General features: G+C 62.7%; 18 protein-coding genes. 7 read left to right on the top strand and 11 right to left on the bottom strand.

The annotated features are described in order from the left end of the window. Nucleotides 1–112 precede the first annotated feature (112 nt). The 5 genes from AC3ZU9_RS29195 to pbpC all read right to left on the bottom strand — a co-directional run bounded on the left by AC3ZU9_RS29195 (nt 113) and on the right by pbpC (nt 4,871). Nucleotides 113–670 (bottom strand): DUF4136 domain-containing protein, encoded by a 558-nt coding sequence (locus tag AC3ZU9_RS29195; RefSeq protein ID WP_012722014.1) that lies wholly within the window; start codon nt 668–670, stop codon nt 113–115. 45 nt (nt 671–715) lie between these two features. Beyond that, nucleotides 716–1,318 carry a DUF4136 domain-containing protein gene (locus AC3ZU9_RS29200; RefSeq protein ID WP_012722013.1) on the bottom strand — a complete coding sequence of 201 codons (603 nt, stop codon included), beginning with the start codon at nt 1,316–1,318 and terminating at the stop codon, nt 716–718. A gap of 24 nt (nt 1,319–1,342) precedes the next feature. Beyond that, nucleotides 1,343–2,092: a methyltransferase gene (locus AC3ZU9_RS29205; RefSeq protein WP_012722012.1), complete on the bottom strand. Its 750-nt coding sequence runs from the start codon at nt 2,090–2,092 to the stop codon at nt 1,343–1,345. After that, the gene (locus AC3ZU9_RS29210; RefSeq protein ID WP_102061160.1) at nt 2,089–2,394 is read right to left on the bottom strand and encodes a MazG-like family protein; all 306 of its coding nucleotides are present in this window, start codon (nt 2,392–2,394) and stop codon (nt 2,089–2,091) included. Before AC3ZU9_RS29210 ends, AC3ZU9_RS29205 begins: the two co-directional genes overlap by 4 nt. 146 nt (nt 2,395–2,540) lie before the next feature. Continuing rightward, on the bottom strand, nt 2,541–4,871 hold the full coding sequence (gene pbpC, locus AC3ZU9_RS29215; protein WP_490091685.1) for a peptidoglycan glycosyltransferase PbpC: 2,331 nt from the start codon (nt 4,869–4,871) through the stop codon (nt 2,541–2,543). Nucleotides 4,872–4,961: 90 nt separating this feature from the next. On the opposite strand from pbpC, the gene AC3ZU9_RS29220 reads away from it, so the two are divergent. Next, complete coding sequence (locus tag AC3ZU9_RS29220; protein WP_012722009.1) at nt 4,962–5,255, top strand: hypothetical protein; 294 nt, start codon at nt 4,962–4,964, stop codon at nt 5,253–5,255. Nucleotides 5,256–5,332: 77 nt separating this feature from the next. Here AC3ZU9_RS29220 and AC3ZU9_RS29225 read toward each other — a convergent pair whose 3' ends face one another. Continuing rightward, nucleotides 5,333–10,231: an alpha-2-macroglobulin gene (locus AC3ZU9_RS29225; RefSeq protein ID WP_490091686.1), complete on the bottom strand. Its 4,899-nt coding sequence runs from the start codon at nt 10,229–10,231 to the stop codon at nt 5,333–5,335. 299 nt (nt 10,232–10,530) lie between these two features. Between AC3ZU9_RS29225 and AC3ZU9_RS29230 the strand changes: the two genes are divergently transcribed. Next, on the top strand, nt 10,531–11,868 hold the full coding sequence (locus tag AC3ZU9_RS29230; RefSeq protein WP_102061157.1) for an MATE family efflux transporter: 1,338 nt from the start codon (nt 10,531–10,533) through the stop codon (nt 11,866–11,868). On the opposite strand, the gene AC3ZU9_RS29235 is transcribed toward AC3ZU9_RS29230, so the two are convergent. The 5 genes from AC3ZU9_RS29235 to AC3ZU9_RS29255 all read right to left on the bottom strand — a co-directional run bounded on the left by AC3ZU9_RS29235 (nt 11,813) and on the right by AC3ZU9_RS29255 (nt 16,921). Then, nucleotides 11,813–12,706: an alpha/beta hydrolase gene (locus tag AC3ZU9_RS29235; protein WP_490091687.1), complete on the bottom strand. Its 894-nt coding sequence runs from the start codon at nt 12,704–12,706 to the stop codon at nt 11,813–11,815. The two genes, AC3ZU9_RS29230 and AC3ZU9_RS29235, sit on opposite strands and share 56 nt — an antisense overlap. Before the next feature lie 75 nt (nt 12,707–12,781). Beyond that, nucleotides 12,782–14,695 (bottom strand): arginine decarboxylase, encoded by a 1,914-nt coding sequence (speA, locus tag AC3ZU9_RS29240; RefSeq protein WP_012722005.1) that lies wholly within the window; start codon nt 14,693–14,695, stop codon nt 12,782–12,784. 143 nt (nt 14,696–14,838) lie between these two features. Next, entirely contained in the window at nt 14,839–15,210 is a 372-nt protein-coding gene (locus AC3ZU9_RS29245; protein WP_012722004.1) for a translation initiation factor Sui1, read from the bottom strand. Nucleotides 15,211–15,404: 194 nt separating this feature from the next. After that, the gene (locus tag AC3ZU9_RS29250; protein WP_012722003.1) at nt 15,405–15,941 is read right to left on the bottom strand and encodes an NUDIX hydrolase; all 537 of its coding nucleotides are present in this window, start codon (nt 15,939–15,941) and stop codon (nt 15,405–15,407) included. Between the two features lie 2 nt (nt 15,942–15,943). Then, complete coding sequence (locus AC3ZU9_RS29255) at nt 15,944–16,921, bottom strand: DUF2333 family protein (protein ID WP_370636181.1); 978 nt, start codon at nt 16,919–16,921, stop codon at nt 15,944–15,946. A gap of 388 nt (nt 16,922–17,309) precedes the next feature. Between AC3ZU9_RS29255 and AC3ZU9_RS29260 the strand changes: the two genes are divergently transcribed. From AC3ZU9_RS29260 to AC3ZU9_RS29280, 5 genes are all read left to right on the top strand, one after another. After that, entirely contained in the window at nt 17,310–18,980 is a 1,671-nt protein-coding gene (locus tag AC3ZU9_RS29260) for a diguanylate cyclase (RefSeq protein WP_490091688.1), read from the top strand. A 1,466-nt stretch (nt 18,981–20,446) separates the two neighbouring features. Further along, on the top strand, nt 20,447–20,995 hold the full coding sequence (locus AC3ZU9_RS29265; protein ID WP_405121883.1) for a methyl-accepting chemotaxis protein: 549 nt from the start codon (nt 20,447–20,449) through the stop codon (nt 20,993–20,995). 297 nt (nt 20,996–21,292) lie between these two features. After that, a complete protein-coding gene (aroQ, locus tag AC3ZU9_RS29270; RefSeq protein ID WP_012721999.1) occupies nt 21,293–21,748 on the top strand; it encodes a type II 3-dehydroquinate dehydratase in 456 nt (151 codons plus the stop codon). Between the two features lie 24 nt (nt 21,749–21,772). Further along, the gene (accB, locus tag AC3ZU9_RS29275) at nt 21,773–22,234 is read left to right on the top strand and encodes an acetyl-CoA carboxylase biotin carboxyl carrier protein (protein ID WP_012721998.1); all 462 of its coding nucleotides are present in this window, start codon (nt 21,773–21,775) and stop codon (nt 22,232–22,234) included. A gap of 17 nt (nt 22,235–22,251) precedes the next feature. Next, the coding region (locus AC3ZU9_RS29280) for a biotin carboxylase N-terminal domain-containing protein (protein WP_490091689.1) at nt 22,252–22,461 on the top strand (210 nt) is incomplete at its 3' end.

The raw sequence follows: 22,461 nt of genomic DNA on the forward strand, positions 1-22,461 counted from the left end.
TTTCTTTCAGGCAGATCTATGTCGCTGGTTTTAGGGCCGCTGCGCAGCCCAGCGCGGGGCAAGCCCGCTCACCACAATAAAACCAGGTCCAACACAAAACCGTCGGAGGGGTTTAGTGGGGTGGGTAGCTGGAGAGGATGCGGGTGACGGTGGTGCGGATGGCTTTGTCGCGATCCTGGGGGTTGGGCGAGCTGGCCATCATTTGTTCGTCGCTGCCGCGCCAGACCAGTTTGCCGTCCTTGCCGTCGAGCAGGTCGATCTGGACGGTCGCCACTTTGTAAGTGATGTTGCGCGTTTCGTTGTACATCGGCGCGCCCCAGTAGCCATTCCATGGGCCGCCCCAGGCGCCGCCGTAGTTGGTGGTGACTTGTTGCTGGCGATCTTCGACGATCAGGTAGGCCTGCACATTGAGGTCAGCCTTGCTGCCCGGCGCGGCGGGGCGCAGGCCGCGCTGATCAAGCTGTTCACCCACGGCTTCGCGGATGCGTTGTTCGGTGAGGTCACTCTTGATGCGCGGATCATCGGGGCGGTATTGCAGGGCCGGGTCTTTCCAGGCCCAACTGCGGTAGGCGCCGAAGTCTCGACTGGCATCAAAGTCATGGTTGACCTGGCTGGTCTGGCAACCGCCCAGCAACAGGACGACAGCTAGCGTAGCGATACGACGAAACATGGTTGTTCTCCAAAGAGCGACCCGCGCTTGAGATGAGAATAGCGGTTAACTGGGAGGGTACGCCGTCATCGCCTTTTGCACCGCCTGGCGCAAGGCATCGCCCCGCTCGCTGAGGCTGCCCTGGCTGCCGGTTTCGGCGCTGGCACTCCACACCGGCTGACCGGAGCGGGCATCGAACAGGTTGACGCGAACCACCACGACCTGGACCTCATAGGTGCGCACGATCGGCACCGAGTTGTACATGCCGTAGCCATTGCCATAGCGGTTATAGCCGCCGTAACCGTAGCCGTAGTCGTCCTGGACCTGCTTGAGGCGCTTCTCCAGGCGCACGTCGGCGCTCACCAGCAGGTCCGCAGGGCGGTTGTCGTGCAAGGGGCGCAGGCCGCGTTGGTCGAGGGCACCGCTGACCGCCTCGGCAATCTGCGCCGAATCCGCCCAGGCCGTGCCTGCCGGCAGTTGGCCGTTGCGCCAGGCCCAATTGCGGTAAGCGCCGTAGTCGCGCACCGGCGCCGGGTAGGCGCTGGCATCAAAGGTATTGGCCGCCTGGGGCGGCGCCGGCGGGATCGGCGCCGAGGTGGCGACATAAGGGTTGGGGCTTGAACAGGCGCCCAACCCCAGGGACAACAGGATCAAACAGAGACGACGCATTTCGACCTCCGCAGACTGGGCCGCTTAAACCGGACGGCAGATCCAGTGCAAATAACGCCCAAGTCCGGCAAAGCTTGGGTGACGACGGTGAGCGAGTTCCATCTCCAGAAGGTCCTGCAAATCCGCGCGGGCCTGGAATTCCACCGGCATATAGTCATGAAATACCCGCACACCACTTTGGCTTTCGACCTGCCAAAGGTCTACGAGTTGCGCCGCCAACTCACGCGGGTCGAGCGGTTGTTGCGGCGTGAGGCTCTGCTTTTCGCCGGCCATGTCGTTCTTGCGCATTTTGCGGAAGTGGCCTTTGAGCAGGTTGCGATAAATCAGCGCATCGCGGTTGTAGAACGCCAACGACAGCCAGCCGCCGGGGACCGTGAGTTGGTGCAGCACCGGCAGGATCGCATGGGGTTCGGCCAACCATTCCAGCACGGCGTGGCACAGCACCACGTCGTAGGGTTCGGTGAGCTGGCCCAGCAGCGCTTGCCATGGCGCATGGATAAAAGTTGCGGTTTGCCCGGCCTCGGCGAAACGTTGGCGGGCGCCTTCGAGCATCGGCTCGGCAGGTTCGGCCAGGGTGACCGCGTGGCCTTGCTCGGCCAGCCACAGCGACATATGGCCCAGCCCCGCGCCGATATCCAGTACACGCAAGGGGCGCTTGGGCAGGGCTTCGGTCAAGTCGGCCTGGAGCACTGCCAGGCGAATCGCCCCTTTGGCACCGCCGTAGATTTTCTCGGCGAAACGCGTGGCCAACTGGTCGAAATGGCGGTCACTCATTGGGCAAACCGCCGTTCGCTGTCGGCCAGTTTGGCGCGCACCACCTCGTTCATGTCCAGGCCCAACTCGCTGCACAGCAACAGCAGGTACAGCACGACATCGCCGACTTCCTGCCCGGCATGGGCGAGCTTATCGGCAGAGAGCTGGCGCGATTGGTCTTCGGTCAGCCATTGGAAGATTTCCACCAACTCGGCCATTTCGACGCTGGCGGCCATGACCAGGTTTTTCGGGCTGTGGAATGGCTTCCAGTCGTTGTTATCGCGGATGCGGTGCAGGCGTTCGGTGAGGTGTTCGAGGTTCATGCGGGGGCTCCTGAAGGTGGATAGCTTCGGGGGGAATGGCCTTGAAGGCAAGTGAACCTTCAGATCGCTATCGGGGGCAAGCCCCCTCCCACCTTTGGCAGGTGAACACATCCAAGTGTGGGAGGGGGCTTGCCCCCGATGGCGATCTAATCAACGACGCTGAACTCAAGCCTGGCAGTTTGCCCGGCTTCGTCGAGGACGCTGAGTTGATAGCGGCCCAAGCGCTCGAAACTGGCGTTGATGAAGTCCTGGTTAGCGCTGTCGCCCAGGGGCGCGCCGTTGAGGAACCACCAGCGCCGCCCGCTGCCGCCCAGGGCGGAGATTTTCAGGCGCAGGGCTTGTTGACTGGCGGCAGGCAGGCGCAGTTGGTCACCTTCGCGGATACCGACAATCGACAGCGGTGACGACGCGGCCAGCGCCGGTGGCGGGCAATCGGGGTCCGCCGCGGGGATGCGCGCTTCGCGGCGCTCGGCCCTGGGCAGCCAGGGCTCCAGAGGCGCGGGCCACAGGGCGATGGTCTTGGGCTCGGCGCCAGGGCAATGGGCGTCGACCCGCAAGCCCTTGGCATTCACCCACACACTTTCCATCAAGCCCACGCTCAACGGTTGGTCCAGCGCCTGCAAAGTCGGCGGCGTGGTGTGGTCCAGCGTCCAGGCGAAGCGCTGGCGCCGGCAATTGGGGTCGCTGCGGCTCATGGGCTGGCCCAACGGCCAACAGATCGCCGCCACGCCGACATTCGCCGGCACCGGCTTGACGGGCGCGCTGATGCCCCGCTGGCTGTCGCGGTTGGTCAGCACATCGTGCACCTGCAACATCAACGGCGCTGCGGAGGCCAGGCCGAACTGGCCGGGCACCGGTGTGCCGTCCGGTCGGCCGATCCACACACCGATCAAATAACGCGGGCCGACGCCAATCGCCCAGGCATCGCGAAAGCCATAGCTGGTGCCGGTTTTCCAGGCCAGCACGGGACGCTGCACCAACTCGGCACGTGGGTCGCGGTCCGGCCGCGCCTGGCCACTGAGGATGCGCCGCACAATCCAGGCGGCCCCTGGCGACAGTAACGGTCGCTCCCTAAGCGTGTCGTCCGGCTGTAATCGAATATTGGCGCTCCTGCCGTCCCGGGCGAAGGCGCTGTAGCCGCTCACCAGATCTTCGAGGCGACTGCCTGCGCCGCCCAGGATCAGCGCCAGGTTCGGCTCGGCCAATGCGGGCAATGCCAGAGGCACGCCGCCGATGCGCATCTCGGCGGCAAACCGCTTCGGCCCATAGGCTTCCAACAACTGCACCGCCGGCAGGTTGAGCGAACTGGACAGCGCCGTGCTCGCCGGCACCGCACCGGTAAAACCCATCGAGAAGTTGCCCGGCCGGTAATCGCCATAACGCCTGGGTACGTCCTGCAACAGGGATTCGGAGTGAATCAGCCCATCGTCCAGGGCCATGCCATAGAGGAAAGGTTTCAAGGTGGAGCCCGGCGAACGCAGGGCGCTGATCATGTCCACATGGCCAAAGCGCTTGGCATCATTGATGTCCACCGAGCCGAGGTAGGCACGCACGGCCATGGTTTCTTCCTCCACCACCAGAATGGCGGCGGAGGTGTGCTCCGGCAAACGCGCGCGCCAGCCCAGCAGCAGGTCTTCAAGGCGGCGTTGCAGGGTGGCGTCCAGGGTGGTGCGGATCAGCGGCGGGCTGTCGGGGCGGTTCAGGCGGCGCGCGAGCAACGGCGCCAGGCTCGGCTCCAGGCGCGGGGCAAGCAGCAGCGGTTCTTCCAGGGCTTCGTCGACGGCAGCTTGCGGCCACACCTGGAACTCGGCGAGTCGACGCAACACTTTGTCACGGGCCTCCTGGGCGCGTTGCGGGTGACGGTCCGGACGCAAACGGCTGGGCGCCTGGGGCAGCACGGCGAGCAAGGCGGCTTCGGCATGGGTCAGCTGTGAAGGCGATTTACCCAGATACGCCCAACTGGCAGCCGCCACGCCTTGCAACGTACCGCCAAACGGTGCGCGGTTCAGGTAGAGGTTAAGGATTTCTGCCTTGGAGAGGTGCCATTCCAACTGCGCCGTGCGCCACAACTGGCGCAACTTGCCATGGAACGTGCGCGAATGCGGATCCAACAACCGCGCCACCTGCATCGACAAGGTGCTGCCGCCCGACACCACCCGCGTGCCGGTGAGGTTCTGCCACGTCGCCCGTACCAGCGCCAGTGGGTTTACGCCGGGGTGCTGGTAAAACCAACGGTCTTCATAGGTCAGCAACGCCTCCAGGTAATACGGCGACACCTCGCGGGTCTGCACCGGATAACGCCACACCCCATTGGCATCGGCAAACCGCCACAACGGCGTGCCATCCTCAGCCAGCACCACCCGCGCCAGATCGTCCTGGGGCAGGGGCAACGGCCAGATGCGGTCGGCCAGCCATAGCAAGGCGATCACCAACAAAAGGCTGGCCAGGGTCCAGCGGGCAACTAAACGCAAACTCAAACTGGCAAACCTCTATGCTTATAGGGAACTAGCCTGTTGCAATAACAACCAAAGGCACAGACACGCCCACCCTCTCATCAGGACACACACATGCAGGTAGAAAGCTTTTTCGGATGGTTGGGCCAAGCGCTCGGTTCCGTCATCCGCTTTATCGTCGACGGACTCAGCGGCCTGTTCGGTGCCCTGACCAACGCCGGTGGCAACTTCATCGACGGCCTGTCCCGCACGTTGGGCATGGACACCTCGATCATCAGCATCATTACCCTGATCATCGGCCTGATGCTGCTGTACTCGGCCGTGCGTGCCTTCATGCGCGCCTCGATCATCATGGGCATCATCTGGCTGCTGCTGGGCCTGTGGCTCCTGAGCTGGGTCGTCCACTGACCCAAAAGCACCACACATCACCTGTGGGAGGGGGCTTGCTCCCTCCCACATTTGCACCCAGTTCCGTCATTTAAATATCAGCGCCCTTTGATCACCAGATCCGCCGGCGTCTCTCCCACCGCCTGCCAGTTCGGCCGGTACATCGACTCCACCTGCGGCGGCGGTACGCGGTAAGTGCCCGGTGTCACGGCACGCGCCAGGTACAGCAGGTGCGTCGTGCCAGAGCCTTCCAGATTGATCGCCGCCACGTAGCGGTCGTCCCTGAACTCCTGATGCTTGAGCGACGCGTTCTGCATCGACTCACGCCACTCCTTCACCTGGCTGCTGGCGTTTTCCAGGCTGGCGGCACTTTGCGCCAGGTTCTGGTTTTCCAGTTCCAAACCGGCCGGGAGCAAATCCACCACAAGGGCATCCGGCACACGCTGCTTGGCACTGACCGCCAGATGCACCAGCACCAGATCACCGCTGTTGAGGCTGCGCAGGTTCAGCGGCTGGCCGTTCATGCCCAGGTATTCGCGACGGATGCTCAGGTTGTCACCGCCAGGCGCGGGTGGCACCTGTGGATAACCCGAGATCGTCAGTTGCTGGTACACCGGTGTCTCACCCTGATTACTCAGGCTCAAGTCGCTGGACAGCCACTTGCCCTCCAACGCCAGCGTCGGTTGCTGATTATTCAATTCCTGCACACCGCCACTGCCGGTGAGCGACACCTGCCAGTTCGCATCCGGCTTGGCGAACCCGAGGCGCCCGGCCAGGAGCAGCGCGTTACGCTCCTGGGTCGACAGATACGGGCTGGCGGCCAACTGGTCCGACAGGGTGAACAAGCGCTCCTCACGCTTACCTTTGGCCAGGTCGTTCTCTTCCAGCAGCGCCAGGATCATCGCCTGGTCCCGCAGCGGGCTGCCGTAGTCGGCCAGCCATTCATTGGCATTGCGCTGTGCCGCCAGCCCGGCGAGCAAGGCTTGGTCCGCCCGGGGTTGGTCGCCCATCTTCTGCAATGCGATGGCCAACTGCACGAGCGGCAAACCGGAGCGCGCATCGCTGCGTCGTTCGAAGATGCTGCGCAGCGCCCCCAGCGGCGCCTGCTGACTGCGCGCCAGCACCATGCCGGCGTAGGCCTGCACGGCAAAGCGGGTGTGGTCGGCGTTATCGCTGTAGTCGACGTCGATCAGGTTACGCTCCTGCACATACCGCAGCAGGCGCTCGCTGGCCTTTTTCAACGCTTCAGGCGGCACCGCAAAACCCTGGTCACGGGCACGCAGCAGGAAGTCGGTGACGTAAGCCGTCAGCCAGTATTCTTCTTCGCCATCAGCGCCCCACAAACCGAAGCTGCCGTTGTAGCGCTGCATGCCCAGCAGGCGTTCGATGCCCAGCTCGATCTTGCGTTTACGCTCGCTGTCCGACTCGCCTTTGATCGACAGGCGCTTGAGCAATGCATCGTCGGCATACAGCGACGGGTACAGGCCGCTCGCGGTCTGCTCCAGGCAACCGTAGGGGTAGGCCTTGAGTGCACTGATCTGCGCACCGAGGTTCAGCGGTGGCCGGCTCGACAGGCTCAGCAGTGCCTGGCGCCCCGAGGCATCGAATTGATCCAGGGTGCCCACCGGCAGAGTCCATGGCTGATCCTTGAGCACCGCACGGTAATGCTTGAGCAGCGCCGGGTAGGCAGGCCGCACGCCCAGGGTCCACTCACGGGTAAACGGCGGCAGGGTCTCGCCCGGCAGGTCCAGGCCGTTCACCGTCACCTTGACCTTGCCCTGGCCCAACCCGCCCCACGCTTTCACCGGGATGCGCAGGGTGGTGCGCTGGCCTGGTTTCAGCTCAACGGTTTGCGCGCCACTGTTGACCAACTCCAACTGCCCGTCGGCGCTCAGTTGCACCTCCAGCTTCTGCGCCTTGCCCGACAGGTTGGACAGGTCCAGCGCCAATGTCGTCTGGTCCCCCCCGGCGAGGAAGCGCGGTGCCGACAGCTCGGCGATCAGCGGCGCGGCGATCACCGTTTTGGCTTCGGCCATGCCATAGCGATCATCGGTCCAGGCCTGGGCCATCAGGCGCAGTTCGCCGTTGAAGTCGGGAATGTTGACGCTGACTTCGCCCTCGCCTTGCTCATTCAAGGTCACCGGCGCGCTTTGCAGGGCGACGATGGTCACACTGGTGTCCGGGCGCTTGCCGCCCTTGGCCAACGCCGCGTCGCCACCAAACGCCAGGCTGGCCAGGCGGCCCTGCCCGGCTTCGATCAACTGGCCATAGATATCGAATTGGTCCACGCCGTAGGCCTTGCGGCCGAACAGGCTGGAGTACGGGTCCGGCGTCGGGTATTCAGTGATATTGAGGATGCCCACGTCCACCGCCGCCACCAACACATGCACCTGCTTGGGCACGCTGCCATCGGCATTTTTAGCAGCGATCTTCACCGTCAGCGGTTGTTTGGGGCGCATTTTTTCCGGCGCGGTGAGGGTCACGCCCAGTTTGCGTTGGGTGCGATCCAGCGGCAGGTGCAGCAGGCCTACTGCACGTTTTGGGGTGATATTGGCTTTGCGCTCGCCCGGGCGAATCACCAAGGCGCTCACGTACAGGTCATGGCGCGACCATGTCGGGTCGAGCTTCACAGCGAAGCTTTTGCCTTCGGCCGGCACATCGATTTCCTGCCACCACAGCGGCCCTTCGGCAGACTCCACCAGCAGGTAGCCTTTACCGGCCGCCGGCGGCGTGACGGTGACGTTGGCTGTGTCGCCATCGCCATACGCCGGTTTATCCAGCGCCAGCTTGACCTGGTCCGGCCGCACGGCACCGCCTTCGGTGTTGTCCTGAGCCTGGTAGCCGGCCCAGAAACGCAAGCTGCTGACCAAGCCGGTCTGCGGGTCTTCCACTTCAACGCGGTAAGGGCCCCACTCCACCTGGAAGCTGACCTTGGCGGTGTCGCCGGCCTTGATGTTCAGGGTCTGTTCGTCGAGGTTGAGGAATTTCTCGTTGAAGTGATAGCTCCAGCCATCGTTCTCGGAGTAGTTCCAGTAGTAATCGCGACGCTCGCGCACCAGGCGCACCTTGAGGTTTGGCGCGGCGAGTTTCTGCCCGTCCTGGTTGGCCAGCAGCACTTCGAATTCCGCCGGGCCATCGCCGTTGGTTTCCGTGCCGTCAAACAACCCGCGCAGGCCCGGCAGTTGCTCGGCCGGCCAGATCGGCTGCACCAGGCGCCGCGTGATCGGCCGCCCGCCCGACTCTTGCAGGCTGGCCTGTACGATCAGTTGCAGCGGTGACTTGGCCTCGGCCCATTTGCTTTCCAGGGTCAGTGCTTCCTGGCCCTTGGCGTCGAGCACGCTCTCGTCCAGCTCGAAATCCTGGCTCAGCTCTTCTTCGGTGACGGAACCGAACTGGTAACCGGGCAGCGACTTGACCGCTTCGCGCAGCGGCCGCACATAGACTTGCCCACTGACCCGGTTGCCCGACGCAGGCGCGCCGTACAGGTAACGACCGTTGACCTGGATCACCGCGTCGTCTGCCGGGCTCAACGGCGTGTCACTGCCCTTGAGTTCCAGCGCCAGGCGCTCGGGCAAGAAGTCTTCGACAAGGAATTCATACAACTGCGGCTTGCCATCACCCAGGTCGAACACCAACTGCCAGCGCCCGGTCGGCGCTTCGCCGGCCAGTTGCAGTTGATATTGATAGAGGCCGGAGGCATCGGCATCCCACACGAATTTGCGGCTCACCTGTTCATCCGGGCGACGCACTTCGACGCTCACCGGCTGCGGTTTGACGGCATTGCCATCCTTGTCCCGCAGCAAAGCGTTGAGCAGCACGGTTTCGCCGGGGCGATACAGGTCGCGCGGGCCAAAGACAAAGAACTGCAAAGGGTGGGACGGTTGGCCGCCAATGTCGAACTCGGCCAGGTCCAGCGCGGCGCTGTCGAGGCGCAGCATACTGGTCTGTTCGCCCTGCTTGGCGAGCAGCACCTGGGCCTTTTTCGGCAAAGGCAACTCAGCGTGGCCCCCCTTCTCGGTCTTGCCCTGGCCCAGCACGCGGCCCTCGGCGTCGAGCACTTCGAGGTCGACGCCATCCAGCGCCTTGCCGCCTTCCAGCGCCTGGGTAAACACGTCCAGGCGATTGGCGTAGCGGTGCACCGACAGGCCGATATCACTCAAGGTGAACAGCGTCGCCGGTTGGGAATAGTTGTAGGTGCCCGAGGCACGCATCACCGCCAGGTACACGCCCGGCTGCTGCAATTGCTTGAGGCCGGCGATCGGCAGCAACAGGGTTTCGCGGGTGTTACGCGCCGGGTTCAGGTCGAAACGACCGCCGTAGACCAAATCGGCCAGCGGCAGCAGTTCGCGGGACTCATAGCTTTGCAGGCTGGTGTTGCGCCCCCACTGCGCCAGGAACGACGGCAAGGACTCGGGCTTGATGCGGAAGAACTCGACATCGATCTTGTCGACGTTCAGCGCGATCACCGGCAGGCCTTCGGCCAGGCGCGTCGGCAGCAGCGTGCCACGGCTGGCGAAACCGACGGTGGCTTGCAGGTCGCGGGTTTCCAGGCGGGCGATGTACTCGGCGGGCAGCAGGTTGTTATTTACGGCCTTCACACCAGGGTCAACCGTCAGCACCAACTTGCGCTGCGGCTCCAAGTGACGCAGGCGCAGCTCCATCAGGTTGTCGGAGATTTCCCAGGCACCATCGACCTTGCCCGACTTGCTGTCGACCAAGTGAAGTTTGTCAGCGAATTTCTGATCGGGATCCAACGGAATGGAAAAGCTCACCGACAAGGTACTGGCCCCGTCGAGCTGCACCTCGGACACATCCACCACGCTCAATTCACGCCCGGCGTAGCGCTGCTTCAGCGCCGCCACATCCACGGCGGCCTTGGCCGGCTTGGGGGCAACCGTCGCTGCCGCAGGCGCGGTCGGAGCAGCCGGTTTATCGGAGGAATCACAGGCGCTCAGCAGGGCCAGCGCGCAAGCAAGGAACAGTCCTTTGTTAAGCATGGGGAACTCGTCGTGAGAGGGATCCGAGGGGTGAACTATATATCAGCCCGAGTGGGGTCGATGAGGTGCCGGTCACATTGACCGACGGAGGGTGGTTTGGTTCTTGAGGGAACGCGAGCGGAGCCAAATCCCACAAACGCTGACGATCCAAATGTGGGAGGGGGCTTGCCCCCGATGGCGGTGGGTCAGCTCCAGATTCACCCACTGACAGACTGCCATCGGGGGCGAGCCCCCTCCCACATTGGTTCTGCAGTGACATTAAGGGCCCGTTACAATGCCGCTCCTCTGAAGGAGCCCGCATGCACACCCTACTCACTGACTGGCGCCACCGCCCCACCCACCGCCGCGTCTGGGCCCTGGCTGCGCCGATGATCCTGTCGAATATCTCGGTGCCCCTGGTGGCCCTGGTCGACAGCATGGTCATCGGCCACCTGCCCCATGCCCATCAACTGGGCGCCGTGGCGGTCGGAGCCAGCCTGTATACCTTTCTTGCCTGGGCCATGGGCTTCCTGCGCATGGGTTCCACCGGCTTTGCCGCGCAAGCCGCCGGGCGCAACGATGGCGCCGCACTGCGGCAAATCCTGCTGCAAGGCCTGCTGCTGGCGCTGGGCCTGGCGATGCTATTAGGCACAGTGGGCATCCCCCTGAGCCATCTGGCCCTGGAATGGATGCAACCCTCTCCCGAACTGAATCAACTGACCCAGGACTTCTTCCACACCCGCCTGTTCGGCCTGCCCGCCGCGTTGGCCAGCTACGCACTGGTCGGCTGGTTCCTCGGCACGCAGAACGCCCGCGCGCCCTTGGCGATCCTGCTGACCACCAACCTGGTCAACATCGCCCTCAACCTGTGGTTCGTCCTTGGCCTGGATTGGGGTGTGGTCGGTTCGGCACGCGCGTCCGTCGTCGCCGAATGGACCGGCGCCCTGCTCGGCCTGGCGCTCACGCAAAAAGCCCTGCGCGCCTACCCCGGCCATCTCGCCTGGGCGGCGTTGAAACGCTGGGAGAGCTGGCGCCCGCTGCTGGCGGTCAACCGCGACATTTTCATCCGCAGCCTCGCGCTGCAATCGGTGTTTTTCATGATCACGGTGCAAGGCGCCCGCCTTGGCGACGCTACCGTGGCGGCCAACGCGCTATTGCTCAACGGCCTGTTACTGACGGCCCACGCCCTGGATGGATTGGCCCACGCGGTCGAAGCCCTGTGCGGTCACGCGATCGGCGCCCACGACCGCCCATCCCTGCGCCGCTCACTGGTGGTGGCCGGCGGTTGGTCACTGATCGCCAGCGTTGGTTTTGCCCTGCTGTTCACCTTCGCCGGCCACCTGTTTATCGCCATGCAGACCGATATCCCCAGCGTGCGCGAAACCGCCGACATCTACTTGCCCTATCTGGCGCTACTGCCGTTGATTGCAGTGTGGAGTTACTTGCTGGACGGCTTGTTCATCGGTGCGACCCGCGCACGGGAAATGCGCAACGGCATGCTGCTGACCCTGTTGCTGACGTTGCCAATCGCGTGGGCGTTGCAGGGTTTGGGGAATCACGGCCTGTGGATAACCTTCCTGCTGTTCATGGCCCTGCGCAGCCTCACTTTGTGGGCGATTGCCTGGCGATTGAACCGGCAGGATCAGTGGCTTGGATAAACGCCGTGACCCGATCCAGTACCGGTGCCAGCCAGCGCAGCGGCTTGGAGAGCGCGGCCACCAGCGTCTGGTGATTGGTCTTGCCGAAGTAGAAGGTTTCAACCGGCACGCCCGCCGCCCGCAACGTGTTGGCCAGGCCGCCGGTATTACGCGAGGGGTTGACCAGCTTGTCGTCGGTCGAGGCCATCAACAGGCTCGGCGGTGCGCCGGCGCTGACGTGGTTGATCGGCTGGGAATCCTGCGGTGAATCGGGGAAGAAAAACACCGGTTTTACCTCCGGGTTTTCAATCGGCAGGAAGTCATAAGGCCCAGCCAGGCCGATCCAGCCCTTGAGCATCGACGGTGACAGGTTCACGTGCTCAAGCCATCGCGCGTCCAGCGCGAGCATGGCAGCATTGTACGCACCGGAGCTGTGGCCCATCAGGTAGAGCTGCTGCGGGTCACCGCCGTAGTCGGCGATGTGCTGATGGGTCCAGGCCACCGCTCGGGCGCCGTCCTGGAGAAACGCGGGGTAGCGCACTTGAGGGTAGAGCCGGTAATCGGCAATCACTACGACAATGCCACGTGAAGCCAGGGCTTCGCCGACGAAACCGTAGTCATCCCTGGAGCCGCTGTTCCAGCTGCCGCCGTAGAAGAAAACCACCACCGGCGCGCTGGAGATAGCAGGCGCAGGCCGGTAGACATCGAGTTTCTGGCGGGAATCATCGCCGTAGGCGATGGCAGCGGTTTTGGTGAAGGTATCGGAAGGGGTGAGGGCGTTGAGGACTTTGATCGGGGAGCAGGCGGCCAAGCATGCTGCCATTGCCAGCGTGAGCACTTGCAGCCATTGACTCAACATTGCTCAGCCCTCAGACAATTTCAGGATTAGCACTGCGTCAAAAGTAGGAGGGGGGCAAGCCCCCTCCCACATTTTTTACGAGGACAGGTAGGACGAACGCGTCAGCCCCAGACGCAAGGCATCCAGGAACTGCGTACGCTCCGCCGCACTGATCTTCGCGCTCGCACACTTGTCACGGTAATGCGTCATCAGCTCTTCCGGCGACAAATGCACATAGCGCAGCATGTCTTCGATGGTATCGTGCGTCTCGATCCCGGCGCTGTACACCGAACCATCTTCACGCTGGTAGATATTCACCGAGTCGGTGTCGCCGAACAGGTTGTGCATGTCCCCCAGGATTTCCTGGTAAGCCCCCACCAGGAAGATACCCAGCAAGTAGTCTTCACCTTCGTTCAAGCCGTGTACCGGCAAGCTGGTTTCGATGCTTTGCTCGTCGACGTACTGCTTGATCTTGCCGTCCGAGTCGCAGGTCAGGTCTTGCAGCACGGCACGGCGCAGCGGCTCTTCGTCGAGGCGGTGCAGCGGCAGGATCGGCAGTACCTGGCCGATGGCCCAGGTGTCCGGCAGGCTCTGGAACACCGAGAAGTTGCAGATGTACTTGTCGGCCAGCTTGTCGTTGAGTTCATCCAGCACCTGGCGGTGCGAGCGCTGGCGGGCTTTCAACGAGTTGTGCAGGCGGCGGCACACGGCGAAGTAGCACTGTTCGGCCAGGGCTTTTTCGGCCAGGGTCAGTTTGCCGTCGGCGTACTGGGTGGCCACATCGCTCATGTAGTGGGTGGCGCGCCAGTAGGTTTCGGTGACCATCTCGATGTCGGTCGGGCCCAGCAGGTCTACCAGCCATTGCACGGTTTCCGGCAGGCTTTCCTTGTTTTCGATGACCGGGATTTCGTCGTTGTGTTTCTCGACGTCGGTCACCTGCACCACCAACATGGCGTGGTGCGCGGTCAGGGAACGGCCGCTTTCGGAGAAGATGTTCGGGTGCGGCAGGCTCTGCGCGTCGCAGAACTCCTTGAGCATGCCCACGACCACGCCGGCGTAGTCGTCCATGTCGTAGTTGATCGAGCTGGCGTTACGCGAGTGAGTACCGTCGTAGTCCACGCCCAGGCCACCGCCCACGTCGATGTGGTCCACTGGCAGGCCGAGGTTGCGCAACTCGCCGTAGTAACGGATGGCTTCCTTGAAACCGTGCTGGTAGTCGGCCAGGTTGGCGATCTGCGAACCCATGTGGAAGTGCAGCAGGCGGATGCCCTGGTCCAGGCCCGCCGCGCGGAAGCGCTCGACCACGGACAGCAACTGCGCCGCCGACAGACCGAACTTGGACTTCTCGCCACCGGTGTCCGCCCATTTGCTCGACGCCAGCGACGACAAGCGCACGCGCAGGCCGACCTGGGGCTTGACCTTAAGGCTGGCAGCCTCTTCGATCACCAGCTCAACTTCAGATTCTTTCTCGATCACGATGAACACATTGTGGCCGAGCTTCTGGCCCATCAGCGCGAGGCGGATGAACTCACGGTCCTTGTAACCGTTGCAGACGATAGTGCCGCCCTTCGGCGCCAGGGCCAATACCGCCAGCAGCTCAGGCTTGGAGCCGGCTTCCAGGCCGATGGACACGTTCTGGGTGGCGATGATGTTCTCGATCACCGCTTCCTGCTGGTTCACTTTGATCGGGTACAGCGCGGTGTACTTGCTCTGGTACTCGAGGCGCTCGATATTCGAATCGAAGGCACCGGTCAATTGGCGGACGCGATCTTGCAGGATGTCAGGAAAGCGCACCAGCAACGGCAGGGACAGGCCGCTTTTACGCAGTTCATCGACCTGCTCGTACAAGTCGACGGGCGTACTGTTCGGACCGTTCGGACGAACTTCTACGCGACCGGCTTCATTGATCGCGAAATAACCGGCCCCCCAATGGCGAATCCCGTAAACACTGCGGCTGTCCGCAACTGTCCATTGGCTGCCATCGTCTTTGCGTGTGCGTCGTACGGACATCGAAGTCCCCTATATATGAAGTCGAAGGCACCGCCCCTGGTTCGAGGCTGGCGCAGTCTAAAGAATGAAAATGACGATTTGCCTGCAAGCAAGGTAGACCCCACGCGCAGGACAGAGTTTAGACACAGGTTGGGAAGAGGCTTTCAGCCGCCGGACTTCTTGGCCTTGTACCCGAGCTTGATCAGCTCGGCCAACAGCAACTCGACGTGATCGCCCTGGATCTCGATGACCCCGTCTTTCAACGCGCCACCGGTGCCACAGCGCTTTTTCAGCGTGGTGGCCAGTTCCTTCAGCGCCTCTTCGGCCAACGGCACGCCGGTGATGGTGGTCACCGTCTTGCCGCCACGGCCTTTGCTTTCGCGGCGCACGCGGGCAATACCGTCGCCTTCAGGGATCAGGGTCTGTTTGCAGGTACACGAATCCACGGGCTGACGACAGTCCGGGCAGTGTCGACCTGCATCGGTGGAAAATACCAGGCCACCAAGGGCGGCGAAGGATGCGGCTTTTTTGGCCACCGGCAATCCTCTTGGGAGGACAAAGACTGGCCAGCGCTCGGCTCTGGTTAAAAGAGGCGAGTCACCAACCGCGAAGCCCCACTCAGGCAGGGGCAGCGCTACCGAACCACCAGGGTGGTTCGGGTGAAAAGTCGCGCAGTGTAACCACAAAAAGCCGACTTGCTAAGAGCCAAATGGCGCCAATTTATGCAACTTTAGCGACGTGAGGCCAGATAACGTCGCAGCCCCTCTTGGGCGTCCGGGCAGTAAGGCTTTTGTTCGGCCTCCTGCAGGACAGTGCCTATAGGCAAAAAGCGCGCTTCCATGACCTCTTCCGGCTGCAGGCGCAGCGGCCCATCCCAGACTGCCGAGTAGGATTTGCACCAGAGCCGGCTGTCGCCATCTTCGAAGTAGAAATGGTCGTGTTCGACCAATTCCACCCCGCCGACACCCAACTCTTCTTCCAGCTCTCGGGCAGCAGACACGGCATAGGATTCACCCGCCGCTACCATCCCACCCGCCGCCGTGTCCCAGAAACCGGGGTACATGGCTTTGCTCAGGGTGCGCCGGTGCACACACAGCTCACCGGCCGAATTGAACAGGAAGATAAAGGTGCAACGGCCGATCAACCCGCGCTGGCGCAGATCGGCCCTGACAAGACTGCCGAGCAGAGTGTCCTGCTCATCGACCCAGCAGATCAGTTCGGCATCGGAAGCCGCGCGGTGGGCGGCCTCCTTTTGAGTAGCGTCCATCATCAACCTTGGTTGAGCAGCTGACGCAAATCGATCACCGCAGCGTTAGCCCGGGAAATGTAGTTGGCCATCACCAGCGAGTGGTTGGCCAATACGCCAAAGCCGCTGCCGTTAAGGATCATTGGGCTCCACACCGGCTCTTGCGAGGCCTCCAGCTCACGAATGATCTGGCGCACGCTGACAGTGGCGTTCTTCTTGGCCAGCACGTCGGCAAAGTCGACTTCGATGGCGCGCAACAGGTGCGACAGGGCCCAGGCCTGGCCGCGTGCTTCGTAGAACACGTTGTCGATCTGCATCCATGGGGTTTCCACCACTTCTTCATCGACCTGCGGCACTTCACCCGGAGCCAAGGCTTCGGTTTTCAGTGCGGTGTTGAGTTTTACCCGGCCGACACTGGCCGACAGGCGTTGCGACAGCGAGCCCAGGCGGGTGGCGACATCGCCCAGCCAGTTGTTCAGGTTATCGGCACGCGCGTAGAACAGTGCGCCGCGTTGGTTCGGGTCGGACAAGCGCGCTTCATAGCGGCTCAGGGAATTGATGCCTTCCTGGTATTCCGATTCACTGGATGGCAGCACCCAGCTCTTGTTGTCGAAGTTAAAGCGCGGCTCGGCCTTGGCCAGATCGGCGTCTTCGGCCGACTGCGACTGCGAGCGGGCGAAGTCTTTACGCAAGGCGCGGGTCAGGTCGCGCACCTGCACCAGCACGCCATATTCCCAGCTCGGCATGTTGTCCATCCACAGGCCTGGCGGGAAACGGTCGTTGGAAATGTAGCCGCCGGGCTTGTTCAGCAAGGTGCCGACCACGGTCTTGAGGGTTTCGACGGTGGTAAAGCCCACCACCATCTGCTTGCCGTCTTTTTCGGCGGCAATCTGCGCGTTCTGCTGGACCGGAAACAGTGCCGGCTCTTCGCTCCAGTACCAGCCCAAGGCGCCGGTGACCAGCAGGTACAGGCCGAGCACGCTGAGCACGGCACGGCTCATCAGCACGGTACGAAGATAACTGCGGTTGGCCGACTTGGGCTCAGGGGCGGGGCCTTTGGCACTGCCTGCACGGTTTTTCCAGTCCAGCATGGCGATATCCTTTCAATCACTTGAGTTCATGCACTTGAATTGATGGCGTGCGTTCAAACACTCCGACCACAACCCTACCCCATCGTGCCCGCGCGTGCGGGGCTTTTCACCAAACTGGCGCACAGAGGGTATTCGACTATAAAGGATGCACGCTTTTTACGCTGCGCGACCACCGGGTCAGCAACTGAATACCCGGAACACACAGTTTATTGATGCATGACACTCATCCCAAGGAAAAGAGGTGCTAGCATAGAGCCATCAGTCGACCTCAGCATGCACCCTAACTAGTAGTCAGGATATGACCGAGCCAGAAGACCCCAGCCGTGAGCGTCTCAAGCAGCATTTTGCCCAGCGGGTAATTCATCAGGCACGTCAAATTCTTGAGATCTGGCAGCGCCTGCAACGCAGCGAGTGGTCCGGCACCGACCTTTCCGAACTCAGCGAGGCCAATTTGCGCCTGCTGCGGTTTGCCGAGCGCTTCGAACAACCGGAACACCGCCAGCTGGCGCAACACATCGGCGACTCCCTCAAGGCAGTCGACGAGAACCGTGGGCGCCTCAGCAGCCACCTGATCACCGAACTCAATCGCTTGATGCAGCGCCTGTCCCGCACCGGCCTGCGCCAGGGTGACCAGCTGGAACAAACCTTCCTGCCGCCGATGCGCAAGCCGATCTACGTCATGCTGGCCGATCACGACCGCGCCGAGCGGCTGGCCAAGCAGCTGGAATTCTTCGGTTTGAGCGCCCAATCCCTCGACAGCGTGGCCGCGTTTCGCGCGGTGATGGCCGAGCGCCTGCCTTCGGCGATTGTGATGGACGTGGATTTCTGCGGCACCGGCATGGGCCTCAAGCTCGCCGCCGAAGCCCAGGAAGGCCTGGAGCACAAACTGCCGCTGCTGTTCTTCAGCCTGCACGAGACCGACACCCCTACCCGGCTGGCCGCCGTGCGCGCCGGGGGCCAGGAGTTCCTGACTGGGACGCTGGAAGCTTCAAGCCTGTTGGAAAAAATCGAAGTGCTGACCTGCGTCGCCCAGTACGAGCCGTATAAGGTGCTGATCATCGACGATTCGCGGGCCCAGGCGCTGCACACCGAGCGGCTGCTCAACAGCGCCGGTATCGTCACCCGCACGCTGATCGAACCGATCCAGGCCATGGCTGAGCTGGCGGACTTCCAGCCCGACCTGATCATCCTCGACATGTATATGCCCGCCTGTACCGGTACCGAACTGGCCAAGGTGATCCGCCATAACGACCGTTATGTCAGCGTACCGATCATCTACCTGTCGGCCGAGGACGACCTGGATAAACAACTGGACGCCATGAGCGAAGGCGGCGACGACTTCCTCACCAAGCCGATCAAGCCGCGCCACCTGATCACCACCGTGCGCAACCGCGCCGCTCGCGCACGCAACCTCAAGGCACGGATGGTGCGCGACAGCCTGACCGGCCTGTACAACCACACCCACATCCTGCAACTGCTTGAAGACTGCAGCTTCCGCGCACGCCGCGAGAACAAGCCGCTGAGCTTTGCCATGCTGGATATCGACCACTTCAAGCGGGTCAATGACAGCCACGGCCACCCCATGGGTGACCGCGTGATCAAAAGCCTGGCGCTGTTTCTCAAGCAGCGCCTGCGCAAGACCGACTACATCGGGCGCTACGGCGGCGAAGAGTTCGCCATTGTGATGCCGGACACCGACCTGGAATCGGCCTGCAAGGTGCTGGATGAAATCCGTGGCCGCTTTGCCGAAATCCACTACCCGGCCCAACCGCAGGATTTATGGTGCACGTTCAGCGCCGGGCTGGTGGAGCTGTGCGACGACTCCGACAGCCTGATGATGGCCGCCCAGGCCGACGAGGCGCTGTACCGCGCCAAGCACGCCGGGCGCAACCGCGTGCAGGCTGCGCGCGCATCAAAGCAAAGTGCCATCTTTTCATCGGAATCCACTGATTCGGTCATAACGCTGTAACGCAAACGCAATAACTTCAGGCACTTATCTTTTGCTGTCGGTTGATACCACGCATGCGCCTGAAGCTGCTGACCAATCTCAATACCCTTCTTCTGGTGGCCGTGTGCCTGGCGCTGGGGGCGACGCTGTGGTGGTCGCAACGGGCGCTGGAGCGGCCTTATCTGCTGATGGAACGTTACCTGGGCCTGTCGCAGACCTTCCAGAACCAGGCTGCACGCAACATCGACGACTACCTGGCCAGTGGCGATGCCTTGCGCCTGAGCAGCGCCGGCCAGAGCCTGGAAAGCCTGTTGCAGCATCTGGATGAACTGCCTGCGGACCTCGCACAAAACCTGCGGCCCAGCCTGGTCGACCTGGATGCGTTCAGCAAGACCGACTTGCTGGCTGCCGGCAAGCTGGCTGGCGACCCACAAGCCTTGCTGCTGCAGGCCGAGCGCGAATTGGGCGCGAACCTGGAGCAACTGAGCCAATACGCCAGCGGCGTGAATTCTGCCGAAGCTGCGCGTTACTTGCCCCCACTGCTGGCGGCATCCCAGCACCTGGCCAAGCTGTCCCTGGCCCGCGACAAACTGGTGAGCAGCGGGCGCGCGGAATTGGCCACGGATGTGGAGCGCGAAGTCGCCAATATCCGCACCCAGGCCGACCTGTTGGAGCAACTGCCCTTGCTGGGGGTGAAGGCCAGTGCCGAATCCGGCGCCGATGATTTCTCCGCCATGATGGGCTTGGAAAACAGTGAAAAAGCCGAAGCCCAGGACACCGGTGTCGACCTCAAACGCGAACTCAACAGCCTGCTGACCCGCTATCCCGCTGAACTCAAGCGCACCCGCGAACAAATCCAGCAACGCGCTGACCTGGCCGCCCGCACCCGCCTGAAAATCAACGCCGTGCAGGAGGCCATTGCGGGCCTGGAACCGGTTGTGCGCGCACAGCACGGTGCGATCCAGGGCGAAGTGCGTGTGATGCAAGGGGTGATGATCGGCCTGATCCTGCTGATCGCGCTGCTGATCGACACCCTGCAACGACGCTTGGCACGGGTGCTGACCAACCTGGCACCCGCCCTGTCGACCTGGGCCGAAGGTGACTTCAGCCGGCCGATTGCCTTGGGCAAGACCAACCGCGAACTCCACGATATCGAAGCCTCACTGAACCGCCTGCGCGCCTACCTGGTGGACCTGGTCGGCACGATTCGCGGCAATGCCGAGGAAGTCGCGGGCAGCAGCCGCGCCCTCGCCGAACTGAGCAGCGGCCTGCACGACGGCGCCGAACGCCAGGCTGGGGACACGGCGCAGATCCGCGATTCGCTGGGTGAACTGGAAGCGACCATCCAGCAAGTCGCCGGCGATGCCAGCCAGGCCGCCGGCGCCAGCCGAAGCGCGGGCCAGGCGGTGGAGCAAGGCCAGCGTGTGATCGGCCTGAGCCTGACCGGGCTGCATGCCCTGGTGGGCGAAGTGCAACAAAACGCGCAGATGATCGAAAAACTCGCCGAAGAATCGGCCACCATCGGCGGCGTGCTGACGGTGATCCGCTCGATTGCCGACCAGACCAACCTGCTGGCCCTCAACGCGGCTATCGAGGCCGCCCGCGCCGGTGAAGCCGGCCGTGGGTTTGCCGTGGTCGCCGACGAAGTCCGTTCCCTGGCCCAGCGCACTGCCGGCGCGACCGCAGAAATCCAGACCCTGATCGCCGGTCTGCAAAGCGCCGCCCACCAATCGGTACAAGGCATGCGCGCGCAGGTCGAACACGCCGAAGCTACCGCCCAGCAGGCCCAGGCCGCGGACGGCGCGCTGGATGAAATCGTCGGCGCCATCCAGACCATTTCCGAAACAGCCGTGCGCATCGCGGATGTGACGGCACAGCAAAGTGGTGCCGTCAGTGAGATTCGCGACAACAGCGAGCGGATTCACCAGTTGGGCGAGGATAATCTGCTGCGCATTGGCCAGGGCCGCAGCCAGGGCGAGCATTTGCTGGTGCTGGGTGGGCAGCTCAATACGGCGGTGCAGGCCTTCCGCGTCTGACCTGATCTATTGCCCCGTGGAGATCAAAAGGTGGGAGGGGGCTTGCTCCCGATTGCGGGGTGTCAGCCACTGTATGTGTTGACTGATGCACCGCCATCGAGAGCAAGCACCCTCCCACATTAATCTCCACCGGATTCAACGCTGTCTCGCCAATGACCGGATCCCGGCCCGTAGTCACAAATTTTGCGCAATCCTCGCTAATCGTGCCGCCTACTGCATAGAACTGGACAGTCACAAAGGCTTTGCGGCATAGTCGCCGAGTTCTGCCGTACCCACATCAATAACAAGGAACAGCCGATGGCGACCTTACTGGTTCTTCACGGACCCAACCTGAACCTGCTCGGCACCCGTGAACCGGGCGTCTACGGGGCAGTGACCCTCGATCAGATCAACCTCGATCTTGAACGCAGGGCCCGTGAAGCCGGCCACCATCTGCTCTACCTGCAAAGCAATGCCGAGTACGAATTGATTGATCGCATCCATGCCGCACGCGGCGAAGGCGTGGACTTTATCCTGATCAATCCCGCCGCTTTTACACACACAAGCGTTGCATTACGTGACGCGTTGCTGGCGGTGAGCATCCCATTCATCGAAGTGCATTTGTCGAACGTGCACAAACGCGAACCTTTCCGCCATCACTCTTACTTCTCCGACGTAGCGGTAGGAGTGATCTGCGGCCTTGGCGCCAGCGGTTACCGACTGGCCCTGGAGGCCGCCCTGGAACAGCTTGAACAACCGGCCAAGCGCCCCTGACCGACCCTTGGGAGTTGATGATTCATGGATATCCGTAAAGTTAAGAAACTGATCGAACTGCTGGAAGAATCCGGTATCGACGAGCTGGAAATCAAGGAAGGCGAAGAGTCCGTACGGATCAGCCGTCACAGCAAGACCCCGGCCCAGCAGTTCTACGCGCCACAGATGCAAGCACCGGCGCCAGCCGCTGCTGCACCGGCCGCCGCCCCTGCTGCCGCCGCACCTGCCGCCCCAGCCGCGCCTGCGCTGAACGGCTTCGTGGTCAAGTCGCCAATGGTCGGTACGTTCTACCGCACCCCGGCACCGACCTCGCCAGCCTTCGTTGAAGTCGGCAAGACCGTGAAAGTGGGCGACACCATCTGCATCGTAGAAGCGATGAAAATGATGAACCACATCACGGCTGAAAAAGCCGGCGTCATCGAATCCATCCTGGTAGAAAACGGTCAGCCGGTTGAGTACGACCAGCCGCTGTTCACCATCGTTTGAACCGCGGAGCGCCTTCGATGTTGAAACCTGCGAAGAAACTGCAAAAAGTCCTGATCGCCAACCGCGGCGAGATCGCGCTGCGTATCCTGCGCGCCTGTAAGGAAGAGGGCATCAAGACCGTCGCTGTTTACTCGACGGCCGATACCGAATTGATGCACGTGAAACTGGCGGACGAAAGCATTTGCATCGGCCCGCCACTGGCCACGAACTCGTACCTGAAAGTCTCG

The organism is Pseudomonas sp. A39, assembly GCF_058145955.1.